The organism is Paenibacillus sp. strain BS8-2, assembly GCF_054483835.1.
This window is the reverse complement of sequence record NZ_CM137010.1, coordinates 1,863,844-1,878,797: the sequence shown is the minus strand read 5'-3', so window position 1 is coordinate 1,878,797 and position 14,954 is coordinate 1,863,844. Positions and strand designations below refer to the sequence as shown.

General features: G+C 52.1%; 11 protein-coding genes. 3 read left to right on the top strand and 8 right to left on the bottom strand.

Features of this window, described 5'->3' with window-relative positions; all coding sequences use genetic code 11:
• Window positions 1-76: 76 nt before the first annotated feature.
• The 8 genes from ACX1C1_RS08230 to ACX1C1_RS08195 form a co-directional block, all read right to left on the bottom strand.
• A complete protein-coding gene (locus tag ACX1C1_RS08230) occupies window positions 77-820 on the bottom strand; it encodes an MOSC domain-containing protein (protein WP_458956618.1) in 744 nt (247 codons plus the stop codon).
• A 101-nt stretch (window positions 821-921) separates the two neighbouring features.
• On the bottom strand, window positions 922-1,506 hold the full coding sequence (locus ACX1C1_RS08225) for a xanthine phosphoribosyltransferase (RefSeq protein ID WP_458956617.1): 585 nt from the start codon (window positions 1,504-1,506) through the stop codon (window positions 922-924).
• 177 nt (window positions 1,507-1,683) lie between these two features.
• On the bottom strand, window positions 1,684-2,553 hold the full coding sequence (locus ACX1C1_RS08220; protein WP_458956616.1) for a carbohydrate ABC transporter permease: 870 nt from the start codon (window positions 2,551-2,553) through the stop codon (window positions 1,684-1,686).
• A gap of 42 nt (window positions 2,554-2,595) precedes the next feature.
• Window positions 2,596-3,468 (bottom strand): carbohydrate ABC transporter permease, encoded by an 873-nt coding sequence (locus ACX1C1_RS08215; protein WP_458956615.1) that lies wholly within the window; start codon window positions 3,466-3,468, stop codon window positions 2,596-2,598.
• A gap of 42 nt (window positions 3,469-3,510) precedes the next feature.
• Entirely contained in the window at window positions 3,511-4,842 is a 1,332-nt protein-coding gene (locus ACX1C1_RS08210) for an extracellular solute-binding protein (RefSeq protein ID WP_458956614.1), read from the bottom strand.
• Window positions 4,843-5,271: 429 nt separating this feature from the next.
• Window positions 5,272-6,816 carry a response regulator transcription factor gene (locus ACX1C1_RS08205; protein WP_458956613.1) on the bottom strand — a complete coding sequence of 515 codons (1,545 nt, stop codon included), beginning with the start codon at window positions 6,814-6,816 and terminating at the stop codon, window positions 5,272-5,274.
• Window positions 6,813-8,693: a sensor histidine kinase gene (locus ACX1C1_RS08200; RefSeq protein ID WP_458956612.1), complete on the bottom strand. Its 1,881-nt coding sequence runs from the start codon at window positions 8,691-8,693 to the stop codon at window positions 6,813-6,815. The genes ACX1C1_RS08205 and ACX1C1_RS08200 overlap by 4 nt, the downstream gene beginning before the upstream one ends.
• Before the next feature lie 199 nt (window positions 8,694-8,892).
• Entirely contained in the window at window positions 8,893-9,900 is a 1,008-nt protein-coding gene (locus ACX1C1_RS08195; RefSeq protein WP_458956611.1) for an HNH endonuclease, read from the bottom strand.
• Window positions 9,901-10,089: 189 nt separating this feature from the next.
• On the opposite strand from ACX1C1_RS08195, the gene ACX1C1_RS08190 reads away from it, so the two are divergent.
• The 3 genes from ACX1C1_RS08190 (at window position 10,090) to ACX1C1_RS08180 (ending at window position 14,774) form a co-directional block, all read left to right on the top strand.
• A complete protein-coding gene (locus ACX1C1_RS08190) occupies window positions 10,090-10,572 on the top strand; it encodes a GyrI-like domain-containing protein (RefSeq protein WP_458956610.1) in 483 nt (160 codons plus the stop codon).
• A 726-nt stretch (window positions 10,573-11,298) separates the two neighbouring features.
• Window positions 11,299-13,035 carry an ABC transporter ATP-binding protein gene (locus ACX1C1_RS08185; RefSeq protein ID WP_458956609.1) on the top strand — a complete coding sequence of 579 codons (1,737 nt, stop codon included), beginning with the start codon at window positions 11,299-11,301 and terminating at the stop codon, window positions 13,033-13,035.
• On the top strand, window positions 13,032-14,774 hold the full coding sequence (locus ACX1C1_RS08180; RefSeq protein ID WP_458956608.1) for an ABC transporter ATP-binding protein: 1,743 nt from the start codon (window positions 13,032-13,034) through the stop codon (window positions 14,772-14,774). Before ACX1C1_RS08185 ends, ACX1C1_RS08180 begins: the two co-directional genes overlap by 4 nt.
• Window positions 14,775-14,954 lie beyond the last annotated feature (180 nt).

Sequence of the window (14,954 nt, the reverse complement as noted above, 5' to 3'; positions counted from 1 at the left end):
TATATCACCTCTTCGGATAGATTAGTCCTATCGTATCATATTCTTACATATCTGACATCATGTCCTACAGGACTCTTTATGTCCAAAAAATCTTGTCCCCAACCGCTGCTCGTCCCTGCTTGACCACCGAAGCATAAACGCCAAAATTCAATCCGAACTTCTCATTCACCTGCTTCAGCACGGCTGGTGTTCGTTCGAGGTGAGTCGGATCGTATGTAATCATGCTGCATCTATCGCAGAAGCCGTCAACCTGCAGCTCTGCCGTTCCAAGCCTAAGACGTTTGCCGATCCACATTTCTTCTTCCGGCGCATCCTCAGACACAGCGATGAGGAAGTTCCCCCGAAACCGCCGCTGGTCCAGATCCATGCTGCAGGCGCTCTCCAGCGCCTTCAGACTCCTGTCAGACACTAACAGAATACTAGCAGCATCAACAGACAACAGCCCCTCCTCCTCGGGATGGCTCTCTTGAAGCCGGGATAGAGACAGCTTCCGTTTGTCCGTGAGTCGCTGAACGTCTTCTAGCAGTGCCTCGTCCCACCCGAATATTCTGCCATCCTCCGCCGTGACCTGGACACTCCCATGCTCCGCTTGAAAGACGGCTTTATAGGACAGCATCCGCGGTATATCGCGAGCCGTCACGAAACGCGACCAGCCCGTTCTGGACTCATCATAGAACGCGGCATAACGATCGCCGCGAACACCGTAAGATACAATATCGCAAGCCTCTAGACTTTCTCCCGCCATGGACTTGACCGGGTATCGGTTAATTGCAATGATTTTGCCCAACGTTGTTTCTGCAGCTGTTGATTCCGTAGCCAAGCTTATACCTCCATCATTAAACTTTCTTTCTTATTAGTATTTCTATCATGCTTCGAGTTAAACTTTGCCTGCTTAGACTTCAGGATTCGGCAGTATGCGATTCAAACATCTCTCTCTTCGACGAACGTCACTTCTCCCGGCTTCATGGATGCGATACGTGCAAGCGAATGAATCGTTACGTCCTTGGCCTCCAGTAGTCCCCTGCCCTCCTGAAAGGTTTTCTCGATGACGCAGCCAACCCCGATAAGCTCGGCACCCGACTCCCGGACGATATCAACAAGACCCACGAGCGCAGCCCCCGTAGCGAGAAAATCATCGACGATCAATACCTTATCTCTAGGGGCAAGATATCGCGAATCGACCGTTACCTGGTACGTCTCGCCTCGAGTGAACGAATGGACGGAGGCTGCATACACGTTCGCAGACTGGGTCACGGCTTTTCTTTTTTTGGCATACACAAACGGTACGCCCAGCGCTATCCCTGCAGCCATGGCGAATTGGATGCCGCTTGCTTCGATCGTAAGCACCTTCGTAATTTCGCGATCCGCGAACAGCCTCGCAAATTCTTTGCCAATTTCAAGAGCAAGAGCTGTATCCACCTGATGATTGAGGAAGGAATCGACTTTTAATATCGTATCGGACAGGATCGCCCCATCCTCTCGAATTCGATCTTGCAGTGCTTTCATGCCATACAGCTCCTTATTCTACGTAACTTGTTTGGTCTGACTGCCGCCTTATGCACATAGTATCTTTCTTTGTAATACTAACGACTCAGCCCCTTCCTCGCAAGCCAAAGGTCATTCCATTCAATCTCGATCGTTGCGTTACACATCCTGATAACAAAAAAACTCGGGCAAAGGTGATTAACCTTTGACCGAGCCTGCGACCATGCCCTTCATAATCTGTTCTTGGAAGATCAGATAGATGACGATAGTCGGGATGACCGCGATAAACATCGCACCCATCGTTAAACTGTAATCCGTGCCGAAGCCGTCCGAGAATAGCGACAGGCTGAGCGGCAACGTCTTGAGCGCTTGCGAGTTGATGAACACGAGCGCGAAGGAGAAGTCGTTCCAGAAGCGCAGGAATGCCAGAATTGTGACCGTCGCGATGACAGGCAAGCACAGCGGGAAGATGATCCGTCCGAAGACGCCCCACCAGCCGTTGCCGTCAATCATAGCCGCTTCCTCTACTTCTCTTGGTATCGATGCGAGATAGGCGATCGCGAGGAAAATCGCGATCGGAAGCTCGAACGCCGTGTACGGCAGTATAAGCGACCAATAGGTGTCGAGCATGCCTACCTTGTTCATGAAGATAAAGAGCGGAACAAGGGTACTATGGATCGGGATTAGCATACCGAGCAAGAAAATCCCTTTAATTGCGCCGTTTAGCTTGAATTCAAATCGTCCTAGCGCATAAGCCGCGAGCGTGCCAAGCACGATAGTCAGTACAACGGACACCAACGTAACAATCGCCGAATTGAGCATCGCTTGGCCCATATTGCCCAGATCCCAAGCCCGGATGATGTTGTCGACCTGGAAGTGCTCCGGCCATGCATACGGACGATTGAAGAACTCTTGATTCGTTTTGAACGCGCTGATGATGAGCCAATACAGCGGGTATAACGTTACGATTGCATATACAAGCAGCAGCGCTTTGACGACGGCGGATATCGGCTTCCGCCAGAACGCACGGCTTTCGCTGGAGGACCGGACGTTAGTCGTTCCTTGCATCGTCTATCACTCCTTTATTCGGGTACTTATTCGCCATGTCCTTTACCCGCGTCTCTTCGTAATGATGTAGTTAAGCCCTATGAGCAAGGCGCTGATCAGAATGATCATGGTGGATACGGCCGAACCGTAACCGTAACGATATACCGTGAAGCTATTGTTGTACATGTACGTTGCCAAGAGCTCCGTCGATTGCGCAGGACCGCCGCCCGTCATGACGATAACGTGGTCGAATGCTTTCAAGCTTCCGGAGATACAGAGTACAATCGTTACTACGACTGTTCCCCAGATGATCGGCAGCGTCACAAAGAACAACTTTCTCCAGCCAATGGCGCCGTCGATCTTCGCCGCATCGTCGATCTCCGAAGAGATGTTCTGCAGTGCGGCAATAAAGATGATCAGATAAGGGCCGATATTCGCCCAGTTAATCGGGATGGACACCGCAAACATGTTGATTTTCGGATCGGATAACCAAGCACGGGTCCAGGAGTCCAGCCCAAGCGTCTCGAGAGCTTGATTCAGCAGACCGATCTGCGGGTGGTAGATATACCCCCAGATGAGGCCGACCACGACTGTGGACAGCACCATCGGGAGGAACACCGCCGAGCGGAGTATCCGATTGAACCAAGTGTTCTTCAAGAGCAGCAGGGCAAGCAGGAGGGCGATCGGCACTTGGCCGATAATCGCTGACGCAACCAGAATGAGGTTATTCTTCAGCGCCCTCCAGAATACAGGATCCTGCAGCATCATTTCGTAGTTATTAAACCCGATGAACTTAGCGGCACCGAGCCCCTTCCAATCGAAGAAGCCGTAGTAGCCGGACCAGAAGATCGGGATAATAGCGAAGACCAGGAAGATCAGCAGTGCAGGAAGAAGCGCCAACACGACGAAGCTTCTACTGCGCAGGGATGCGGGCATGGCGACAGCCTCCTTTGAATAAACTTGAGTGAATTAGTGAGATTATTGTTGAGTCGAACGAGCTTGCGCGTCCTGCAGCTTCTTCGCTACATCTTCCGGTTTGCCGCCCATCATAAGCTCTTGCAGACCGTTGTTGATCGCTTCGCCTGCTTCTGCGGACAAGTATGCGTCGTATACAGGCGTGATGCCTGCTTCTTTGGCCAGGTTGAATGCTTTGTAGTAAAGCGGGCTTACTTTGGACTCATCCAGCTCCATCTTGAACATTACCATGGAGTTGCTCTCGGCAATTGCCTTCTGGCCGTCTGGTCCGCTTACTGCGTAGATCAAATCAAGTGCCGCGTCTCTTGAAGCGCCTTCTGTTTTCTTGCTAAGCGCGAAACCGCCGCCTGCGCCGCCGGAGATTGTTCCAGCTTCGCCTGCTCCGCCTTCAATGGACGGAAGCGTCGTCACTTCGATTGGTGCGATTTGCTCTGGTGTTGCAGATGCTGCAAGGTTTGTCAGCGTCCAAGCGCCGGATACCATCATTGCTGCATTGCCTTGTACGAAGTATTGCTCAGCTTGCGTGTTATCGATGCTGTTCGCGCCTTCTTGGAACGCTTTGTTGTCTACAAGCTCTTTGAACTTGCTAAGCGCGTCTACGAATTGTGGATCCGTGAAGGATGCGCCATCACCTTTAACCGCTTTGAGGAACCAGTCTGTGCCAGTCACTCGATCCGCCAAGGAACCGATAATTGTGGACTGTGCAACCCACGGCGCTTTGTTGCCAAGCGCGATTGGCGTAATTCCTTTATCATTGAACGCTTTAACGGCGTCCATCATCTCTGCCCAAGTTGTAGGCACTTTCACGCTGTTAGCGTCGAACAGATCTTTGTTATAGTACAAGAACGATGTTGCAGACATGGCAAGCGGTGCGGAGTAGATTTGGCCTTCTTCGAAGGAGAAGCGGTCAAACGCGCCGTCCATGAAGTTGCCTTTCCAATCCGGATTCTCGTCCGCAAGCTCAGTGATCGGTTGGAGCAATCCTGCATCAAAGAACTCTTGCGACTGGCTGCCTGCGTATACGAAGAATACGTCCGGCATTTCGTTAGCTGCCGCAACCGTACTCAGACGCTGACGGTAGCCGTCAACCGGAATCGCTTGCGCGTCTACTTCAACGTTAGGGTTGTTTGCTTTGTAGGTATCAATCAGTTGTCTTACTGCTTTGGCGCGAAGGTCATCGCCTGCGAAGTTATGCCAAACCGTGATTTTTGCTTTTTCTCCTCCAGCGTTGTTGCCTCCGCTGTTGTTGGATGTTTCGTTCGAATTTCCGCAAGCCGCTGTCAGCAAAGCTAGCATGGTGGTAACGGTAACAAGTAGGGTAAGTCTCTTTTTCATATTGAATAATCCCCCTTCATGTAATGTATCCTAAGTATAGATGGCGAGCCCAAAACGTCGTAGGGGGGAAACTTCAGTCCAACTAGGGGGGAAATTCACCTTAGCATCAAAATTGACGGTAGCGTTTCCATTGCTTGGCCACTCTGACTTTATATTTCCCTCTCACCTTTTTGGTTATTCGTCTATGAACAAATATACGCCGATTTGGCTTAGCCGCAGCTGCTGATAAGCATGACGATGATCGCCGCAGTTGGTGTATAGGTAAACTGACATCAAATCAAAGGATTTACTCCTATATTTGAATAAACGCCACACAACCCTCATCTAATAGTTTAGGTGGGGGTTCTGTGGCGTCTATTAATTGAAGCTAAACCTTTATTGTTAATCTGATGTTGCGACATTAACAAACATTCTATCAACAAGCCAAAACTACCCCTGACGGAACTGCGAGGGAGTGGCGCCGGTATGGCGTTTGAATAAATGGTTAAAGTGCTTGAGATCCTCGTACCCTACACGTTTGGCGATCTCGCTCACCTTGGCGGGCGTTTCCCTTAACAGCTTTGCCGCCCATTCCATTCGCACTTCCGTTACATATTCAATGTATGTCTTGCCTGTCTCTTGCTTAAAGAGCTTGCTGAAGTAATTCGGATTCATATGAATGGAAGCCGCAACCTGCGATAACGTCAGACTCTGGTCAAGATGCTCGCGGATATAAGCAATCGTCCGCTCGATAGAATCGCGCGGTCCACCGTTCAGGCGCTTGTATTCGACTACAATAGCCGACAGCATACGACTCAGCGCTTCATCCGGATGTTGCTCCAGCTGATTCTCGTTGTTATCATCCGCGCTGCCGAATGCCGGCGCCGATTGACCGATAGATTCCGCCGCACGCTCGAGCCAACGGAAGCCCGCCAGAAGCAGGGAGCGCAGATAAGAGGACATCGTGCCCGGTGTTGCTTCGGGGTCGCGCTTGATCGCCGAAAGCAGGTTCTCGATCCACGCTGCAAGCGCGTCCTCGTCCCCTCCCCTTAGAACAGCAATCAATTCCGCTTCCTCTTCCTGCGAACAGACTGTGCGCATCCCCTTCCGATCCTTGATCTCCTCATAATCAAGAATGCCGCTCCCGCCAGCCAGCCAGCGGTAGGCAAGCGTCTGTTCGGCCGTCCTGAGCGAATCACGCAACCCCGCAATCCCCGATGCTTGCTGACCGATTACAGTAAAGACGGACAAATTCGAGACGCGACCGATTGCGTCAATCGCCGCGCGTACCGTACGACTTGCCGCAGGCTGGCCCGCACGGAAGAAGATTAGCCAACCGTTGTTCCAATCCAAGATGGCACAGTTAAGCGAGTCCCTAAGCTTATCGCCGATGTGGCGAAGCGGCATCTTGAGCTGCTCTTGCAAGTGCATCGACGAGCTAGGGCAGATCATCCAGAGCTCCAGTGTTTCCCACTCCGATCCTAATCTGAGTTCAGGGTAATTCAACAATACTTCTCCAATCTCCGCATCCTCCAGCGGATGATTGCTCCTGAGAAGTCTATCAAGCAGCTTCCATCTGAATGCCGTCTGATGGACCTCCCCTTCTTCTACGGCGGCACGGTTGCTTGCGATCTTGCCCCGTGCCTTCATGACGGCGGACATAATATCGCCAGGGCGGCTCGTCTTGAGCAAATAATCGCTAATTCCACTCCGAATAGCTTGTTGAGCGTATCCGAAGTCATCATGCCCGGACAATATCACAATCTCGATGCCAGGGTAGTCCCGTTTGATCTCTTGTGCCATATCCAGCCCGCTCATACCCGTCATGCGTATATCAGTCAGCACAATATCCGGCTTTTCTAACGGAATACGCATTAATGCTTCCTCGGCGGAGGCCGCAGGCGCAAGTACGGAGATGCCGTTCTCCTCCCATTGAATCACGGTACTAAGACCTGTGCGGATAATGACTTCATCATCGACAATCAGCAGCTTCATCCTCGCTCCCCCTCTCCTTCGGATGGTTTGTCCAGTATAATCGCATGTCTAGACTCGTATTCGTTCACTTTCTCTTGCTCAATCTGCTGCTCGCGCGAGACGTACAAGGGCAGGATCGTGAATGTGACGACCGTACCTGCGCCTTCCGAACTCTCGATATGCAGTCCGGATTCTGGGCCGTAATGCAGCAGCAGACGATTATGCACGTTCCGCAGCCCGTAGCTGCTCCCTTCTTGAGACGAGGGCTCGTCCATAGTCTCCTGCAAGCCGGAGGCAAGACTTAACGTCAACCGCTCGCGAAGCTCCTCTAACCTTGCGACGTTCATGCCTACGCCGTTATCTTTGACCGAGAACGTAATGTTATCGCCGTCTTCCCAAGCTTGAATCGCAATATGCCCCTTGCCTTCGCGCGTGAGAATACCATGTATCATCGCATTCTCGATCAATGGCTGAAGAAGCAGCTTGAGCATCCTCCGATCCAGCAGCACGGATGAGATGTCCGCTTCATATTCGAATTTGTCCGGGTATCGAATCCTCTGTATATTGACGTAATTGTCGATATGAAGAATCTCTTGGCTGATCGCACAATACTCCTGACCTTTGTTCAAGCTGAAACGCAGGAAGTCACTAAGCGAGCCCACCATCTCAGCAATCTTGGCATCTCCTTTCATCAAGGCCATCCAGTGGACAGAGGACAACGTATTGTAGAGAAAATGGGGATTAATCTGAGCTTGAAGCGCCGACATATCGGCTTCCTTCTTAAGCGCCTCGTTCTGCTTCACCTCATCCGTCAGCTTCACGATTCGCGAGCTCATTCGATTGTAAGTAATAATGAGCTGGCCCACCTCGTCGATGCTCGTCACCGGCAATGTCGGCAATGGCTCGTCCGGACTGTAGCGTTTCAAATATTGGGTAAGCTGAGAGAGCGGCTTGGTCACCTTCTGAATGAGAAACAATACGAATGCAATGACGAACAACATGGCAAGACTGACCGCTATGGCCGTGAGTGTAAGGAAATATTCGTTCTCCGCCTTAAACGCTTGGACTGGGGTAATGCCGACCAGCTTCCAGCCGACGTTTTCTATCGAATAATAGAACACGGACTTTCGATCCGCTTTATCGTCGTAGTGAAAAAATCCAGAACGATCCCCCAGTGACCCGATTCCTGGATAGAAGTCATCGAGCGCAAGAGAGGTGGAATACCCGTCCGGCCCCGCCAGTATCCGGTCGTTCTTATCAAGCAGCAGCACGATGCCGCCGCCCTCAAGGCCGGCCTGCTTCAGATGATTGGAGATCACCGATTGGAGCAAGCTGATCTTGAGCATGCCGATATCGTAATACTTTTGCGTGCTTCTAATCGGTCGCGACATGGTGATCACATCGTTTCTTCCTTCGGAAGTAACTTGCAGATGCACCGATGACCACCACTTCGGATATAGGGCGTAGTAATTCGGAATCGTCTCGGTGATGTCCTTGAATTGGGAATCGATCACCGATTTAAAGGCAACGGCAGGCTTGTCCGAATTCGCTTCAATGATGACATTGGCAATATACGGCTTGGAAATCGAAAGCGTCGTCAAGAGATTGATGATAGACGTCTGACGAAGCAAGTTGCGCTCCGGCGTCTTGAGATACGTCTGCACGTCGGGGTGACCGATCAAGAAAAGTGATTGGTTCTCGACATCGCTGACCATGTTTTCTAGATAAGCACCGATCTGACGCAGCGTGTTCATCCCCGAGTTTCTGGCCTTTTCCTCGGTCAGTCCGGCTGCGATGTTATAAGAGAACAATCCTAGCGACACTACGGGCACCAGGACTGAGATAATAATTAATAACGACAGCTTATGCTTGAGCGATCGCCCGAGCCAGTTTTCCATAGTGCGCCTCCGCTTCGACTATCTTCGCAGGAATTACATCTCCACCAATAGACTAGACCAATAGAATAGACCTTACTCGACCACATGCGATGCAGGTCTCGGAACGTATCATGCGAAAGAGCGCCATTGGTTATTGGCGCTCCTTCACTAACGGTATCTATTCGCGGCTGATATTATGATTTACAGCTTCTACGCACCGTTATTCCAGCGTGCTTCTGAATTCGTCCGCATCGCGGTTTGCCTTAAGCTGATTGCATTCGTAACAGGCACAGACGCAATTGGCAGGGGTCGTGTGACCACCTTTGGCTCGAGGCAACTCATGATCGATCGTATCTCCGTACTTGCCGCAGAAGCGGCATATATAATTGTCGCGCGTTAATATAAGCTTGCGGAACTCCTTATTGCTGTACAATCTCCGAATCGTTGAGCGGTTGACGACAACCGCCGCCCCTTCACGGACCAGGATCTGCGCGAGCTCAAGCTCGACTTCCTGGTACCAACGGCGACCGTTATCGGTCTTGCCGCGCATGCGAACGAAACCGCTGGCGGTTGGCCGCAGGAAGGAGGCGTCGCCCTTGTCATGCGTGCTGCGCCGCGGCGGCTCCGCCAGCATTCGTGGCTGTGCGGCCGGCCGGCGCTTGCGCCCGCGACCGTGCGGCTTGCGCGCAGCAGCAGCCGCATCGCTCGGCGCGTCCGCGCTAGCCGGCGCCGCGGCGATGCCCGGCGCTGCCGCTTGGCCGGCGGCTGCGGGGCGCTGTGCCGGCGGCGGGGCTGCGCTGGCGGCTGCGCTGCCGGCGGCGCTGGCACTGGCAGCGGCTGCCGCGCTAGTGCCGGGCTGCGCGCCTGCGCTTGCCGCGCCGCTCATGCCTGCGCTTGCCGCGCCGCTCATGCCTGCGCTTGCCGCGCCGCTCATGCCTGCGCCCGCTGCGCCGCTCATGCCAGTGCTTGCCACTGCGCCTGCATGCGCTTCCGCATGCTTGTTCGCGCTCGCATGATGCAGCTGTCGCGAAGCGCCTTTCGCCGGGAGCGCTTCGACGGACTGCCGTCCGCGCCTGCAATCGCGGCAAGTGCCGCGTCTTCCTTGGCTTCCCGCACGGCGACCCGTACGGCGCAGAAACTCGCTCAGCGCTTTCATCTCACCGCACTGCACGCACAGCTTCGTGCTTATATGCTCATGTTGGTTGGATTCGGAATGTTCAGTAGTCATAAGAAGAGTATAGCACACAGGGTTCATTTACTAAATGATCGTATTACACCACTGAAGGATTCCCCCCTTGTCTAGCCGAATAATTTAGAAACAGTCACGATTGGTTTATCCATCCTGCATAGTGCCTCAAAAACTGCTTGAATGAATCATCGATTGACCACAACCCACATCTCAAAGGAGATCAAAGATATGGAATACAAAATCGAAGTCAAAGATTCCTTTACAATCGTCGGCAAATCACTTGCGGTATCTTGTATCGATGGGGAGAATCTCAGAGAAATACCGAAGTTCTGGGGACAATGCCATCAAGACGGCACCATTGCAGCCTTAGAAGAGCTGTCGCCAGGTGAGCTGTGTCTAGGCGTATGCTTGGATATGAATGAAGAAATGACCAACTTCAACTATATGATTGCCGTTAAAGGCAATGCCAACCAAGCCGGCGGTGAATTTATCTCGCGTACTGTCCCGGCCCTAACCTGGGCGATTTTCACCTCTATCGGACCAATGCCAGGCGCCATTCAGGATCTATTCAGCCGCATCTTCTCGGAGTGGTTCCCATCGTCTGACTATGTACATGCTGGCGGACCCGAGATTGAAGCCTACACGGCAGGCGATACCTCCTCTGCGGATTATCGATGTGAAGTGTGGATACCGGTTATCAAGAAGGTTTAGGCATTCTGCTGCTACAATGCAACGACAACATCTCACCCTGTAACACTACAATCTGTGTAAACGACTCTATATCCCGCCTAGAAACTCATATCCATCGTCTCGCTGATCACCAACCCTATGCCCTTTTACAAACTTAAGACGTTAGCACACCTACCTATGTATCCCATCCGACGTGATCGATGTTTACAATCCCATATGGCAAACCAATTTAAGCGAAAAACTCCTATTGGAGTACTTCAAAGATGAGCGACCGCGCTATGATGAAGGTTTTATTGCCAAATCCAATTTCCGTCTTCAAATGCTCGAAAACATATAACTTCCGGCGTGTAATATAATCCCTCTTAGAAAAGTGAAATCCCAACCATATTCAAGGCTTAAAGGGAACGAAGCTCGGTCAATAACTGCGAGGTGTTAACCTGGAGCAAGTACTCTTCGCAGCGTTCGATGCGGCGAAGCGCGGAAAGATAAATCCACGCTTCCCCTTTCATTCTCAACTTCATCCATCCCTCGAACTAATTCAGTCAGCCATACGGCTGTGCTTTTTTCGAATCATCTCCGCCACCGCAGTACTTCGGATGGATTCGTTTCGCTCTAGGCGCCATTTTTCTGGACGCCTAATTAAATTTAGCACGTAAACATCCGTTAGCGAATGACAACACTTGTATGTTTTCCTAATTTGATAAAACCTGTAAAATATGTTCGGATGATATAGAATGGAGTGATTCATTGGCTGCTTACAGGTGGATTGTGTCCTATTTGCGACCCTATGGATGGCAGCTAGGGTTGTTTACGATGCTTAGTTTGTTCATTTCTGGAGTTGAGCTTGCTGTCGTGTGGTTCATACAATACTTTATCGATGGAATTGGGCCAAGCGGCGATGGAAGTCGAGCTCTGCGTATGGTCGTTCCGTTGCTCGTATTGGCGTTCATGATGGTAGGTGCACAGGCTTTATCCAATCGGCTGCGTCGTCATTTCCAAGAGCTCGCCACGCGTGATCTGATCAAGGCGTTGTTCAGACACTTGCGCACACTCGGATTCGACTACTCCGAACGGCATCCGAACGGAGAGATTATTGGACTGTTCCATACCGATGTTCGGTCAGCGCAGCTCTTTTATGAAAGATTCGTACCCTCTACTATCCAACAATTGTTGTTGCTTGCAGTTTTCAGTGCGTATGCGATTTACACTTCATGGCAACTCAGTCTCATCGTTATTCCTTGTTTTCTCACTTACTATATCATCGGTCCGTACTTCGCCAAGCAGGCATCCATCGGGGCTAAGGAAGCGAATGTCCTTCGCCGAGCCGCGAACAAGCAGCTGTACGATACGGTGTCCGGCCTTCACGAGGTACGCGCCTATTATCGTCAGGCATGGAGCATCAACCGACTCATAGAACGCTATCGGAATTATCACCGTGTCGAACTGCGCCGATATATGTTCAACTACTTGCGTTCATCCACTCGGTTAATTGCAACGGGATTAGGATCTGTTGCCGTATTGGCCATGGGCATCTGGATGGTGAAGAACGGGCGGATGTCATTAGGAGAATTCGCCGCTTTCTCCATCGTGTATTCTCGAGTGATGGTGACGCTTACCTCGTTCGTCGTCTTGCTTACGGAGCAGCGGGTGCAGCTCCAGCAAGCGGCTGGCATGCATGATCTCATATTGCAGACACCCTCTGTGCGTGAGCCGGATTCCCCGCGACTGCTGGATCGGGTACAGGGTGAACTCGCTCTCGATCGGGTCAGCTTCGACTATCCGTCCCGCCCCGGCGTCATCAGAGATTTCTCCCTGCATATTAGACCTGGAGAGAAGGTGGCTTTAGTCGGCGAGAGCGGCGGAGGCAAGTCGACGTTGCTGAAGCTGTTCGCGAGACTGTACGATCCCACATCGGGTACCGTTACGCTTGACGGCGTTCCCGTTCGCGAACTGAGCTTCCATCAACTGCATACGAAGATCGGATATGTGTTCCAGGAAACCTATCTATTCGGCGGAACGGTGCGTGATAACATCTTGTTCGGGCAACCCGATGCAACCGCCGAACAGATAGAGGCTGCCGCTCGCGCAGCCTATGCGCACGAGTTCATCCTTGCGCTTCCGAACGGATACGACAGCATCATCGGCGAGCGGGGCATCACGTTATCCGGCGGACAAAGACAGCGCATTGCCATCGCGCGCATGTTCATCAAGAATCCTGCGATTGTCCTGCTCGATGAAGCGACCAGTGCGCTCGACACCGTAAGCGAACGCGAGGTCCAAAGTGCGCTTGAAGCGCTGCTCACAGGTCGAACGACGATTGCTGTCGCACACCGATTATCGACTGTCCGCCATTATGATCGAATCGTTGTTGTCAATGATGGACGCAACGCGGAGATGGGGACCTACGAACAGTTAATGACTGCCAATGGAATATTCCGGAAGTTGGTATTGGCGAGAAAGCAAGAATGGGGAGATAGCGCATGAAAGACGCCAATTCACGTCAGCCGAGCAACATTCGCTGGCTGCTGGAGTTAGTCCGGCCGGTGCGCGTATTGATCAGCTTCGGCTTATTGCTGTTTACTGTCAAAGTGCTTATGAACCTGGTGACGATCGGCATGCAGAAGTGGGTTATCGACGATATCCTGATCGCCGGACAGTACCACCTGTCACTGCTTTATTTGACCCTCTTCTTTGGCTCGATTGTGATATTCCATACGACGAACACGATTGCTGCGAGATTGCTCGACAAGAGCGGCTTCCTCCTTAACCGGGCGTTGACCGAGAAGTTCATGACGCAGTTGCATGTCTGGCCAACGGCGAATCTGCAGAAGGAACGAACAGGCAAGCTCATCCATCACGTGACTGACGACATCTATCAGGTGGGGAGCATTGTTCCCGGTTTCTCTCAAATCGGAATCAACCACGGCTTCAGCTTCCTAGTGTTGATCGGCTTCATCGGCTGGACGAGTCCTCTGATCTTATTAGCGGTTATCGTCGTTAGCGTTGTCTACATCGCCCTGGCGAGGTACTTCGGTCCGAAGGTGAAAGCGGCGGCCAAAGAGAAGAAGGAGCGACACTCCGACGTCATCGTCGGCATTGAGGAAGCTGTTGCTTCCACCCGTGAAGTGATTGCCTTCCACCGGATGGAGTGGGAGGAACGCAAGTTCGATAGGACGTTCCGCTCATACTTCAAATCTTCGATGAAGGAAGTCGATCTGGACAATAAACAGCTGATCGCAATCGAGCCGCTTCGCTGGCTAGTTACCTTCGTCACACTTGGTATCGGTGGCTGGTTCGTTATACGTGGATCGATGACAATCGGCACACTCGTTATCCTATACCCGTTCGCCGTTCAACTCATGTATTCAGCGAATAATTCGCTGAATTTTATAATGCTTTTGTCTGCGCGTTCAGCCGATATTGATCGGTTGCGCCGCGCGCTGGATCAAGAACAATGGAAGGAAGGGGATCGTTCGTTAGAGGGAAACATTCATTCGTTGACGCTGAGGGAAGTCGGCTTTCGATATGCCGAAGGGCTGCCTCGTGTGCTGAACGGGGCAACCTTGGACTTTCCGATCGGACGCAAAACGGCATTGGTCGGCGCAAGCGGCGGGGGAAAATCAACGGTCGCGCAGCTGTTAATCCGATTCGTCGAGCCAGAGGACGGCGTTATCGAAGTGAACGGCACTCCGCTCTGTTCGATTCGTCGCAGCGATTGGAATACGCGAGTGCGTATTGTATTCCAGGAGCCTTATTTGTTTCCCGACACCATCCGCAACAACTTGCTGCTCGGACGCGAAGGCATAACAGCCGCCGAACTGAGCGAGGTATGCGAAATCGCTCAAATTCGTTCGTTCATCGAAGAGTTGCCGGAAGGATACGATACGGAGATTGGCGAGCGCGGAATTACGTTATCAGGCGGGCAGCGGCAAAGACTCGCAATCGCACGCGCACTGATCGGCCATCCGGACATTCTTATCCTGGATGAAGCGACAAGCGCGCTTGACCTGGAGACAGAACGCCGGCTGCAGGCCGCGATGGATACGAGCCGACAAGGGCGGACGACCATTGTCATCGCACATCGGCTTTCCACCGTTCGTAATGCCGATCGCATATACGTGATCCAAGATGGCATCATCGCCGAAGCAGGTACGCACGACGAGTTACTTGCCGCTAGAGGGCCATACAGAACGTTGTGTGACAAGGAGATGCGACTGGCATAATAGAATCAGAAACCCTCCTAACCCTGACCTCGTATGGTCGGGGCTTTCTTGGCGGAGCCGTATCACGAACCACTTCAACTAACACTACGGCTTGATGATTCACTTCGTCGTTCGCTGCATACAGCAACGTCAGCATGCCTTCATCTGCCCATTTCCACAATTCTTTCAGGATTGGAAGCC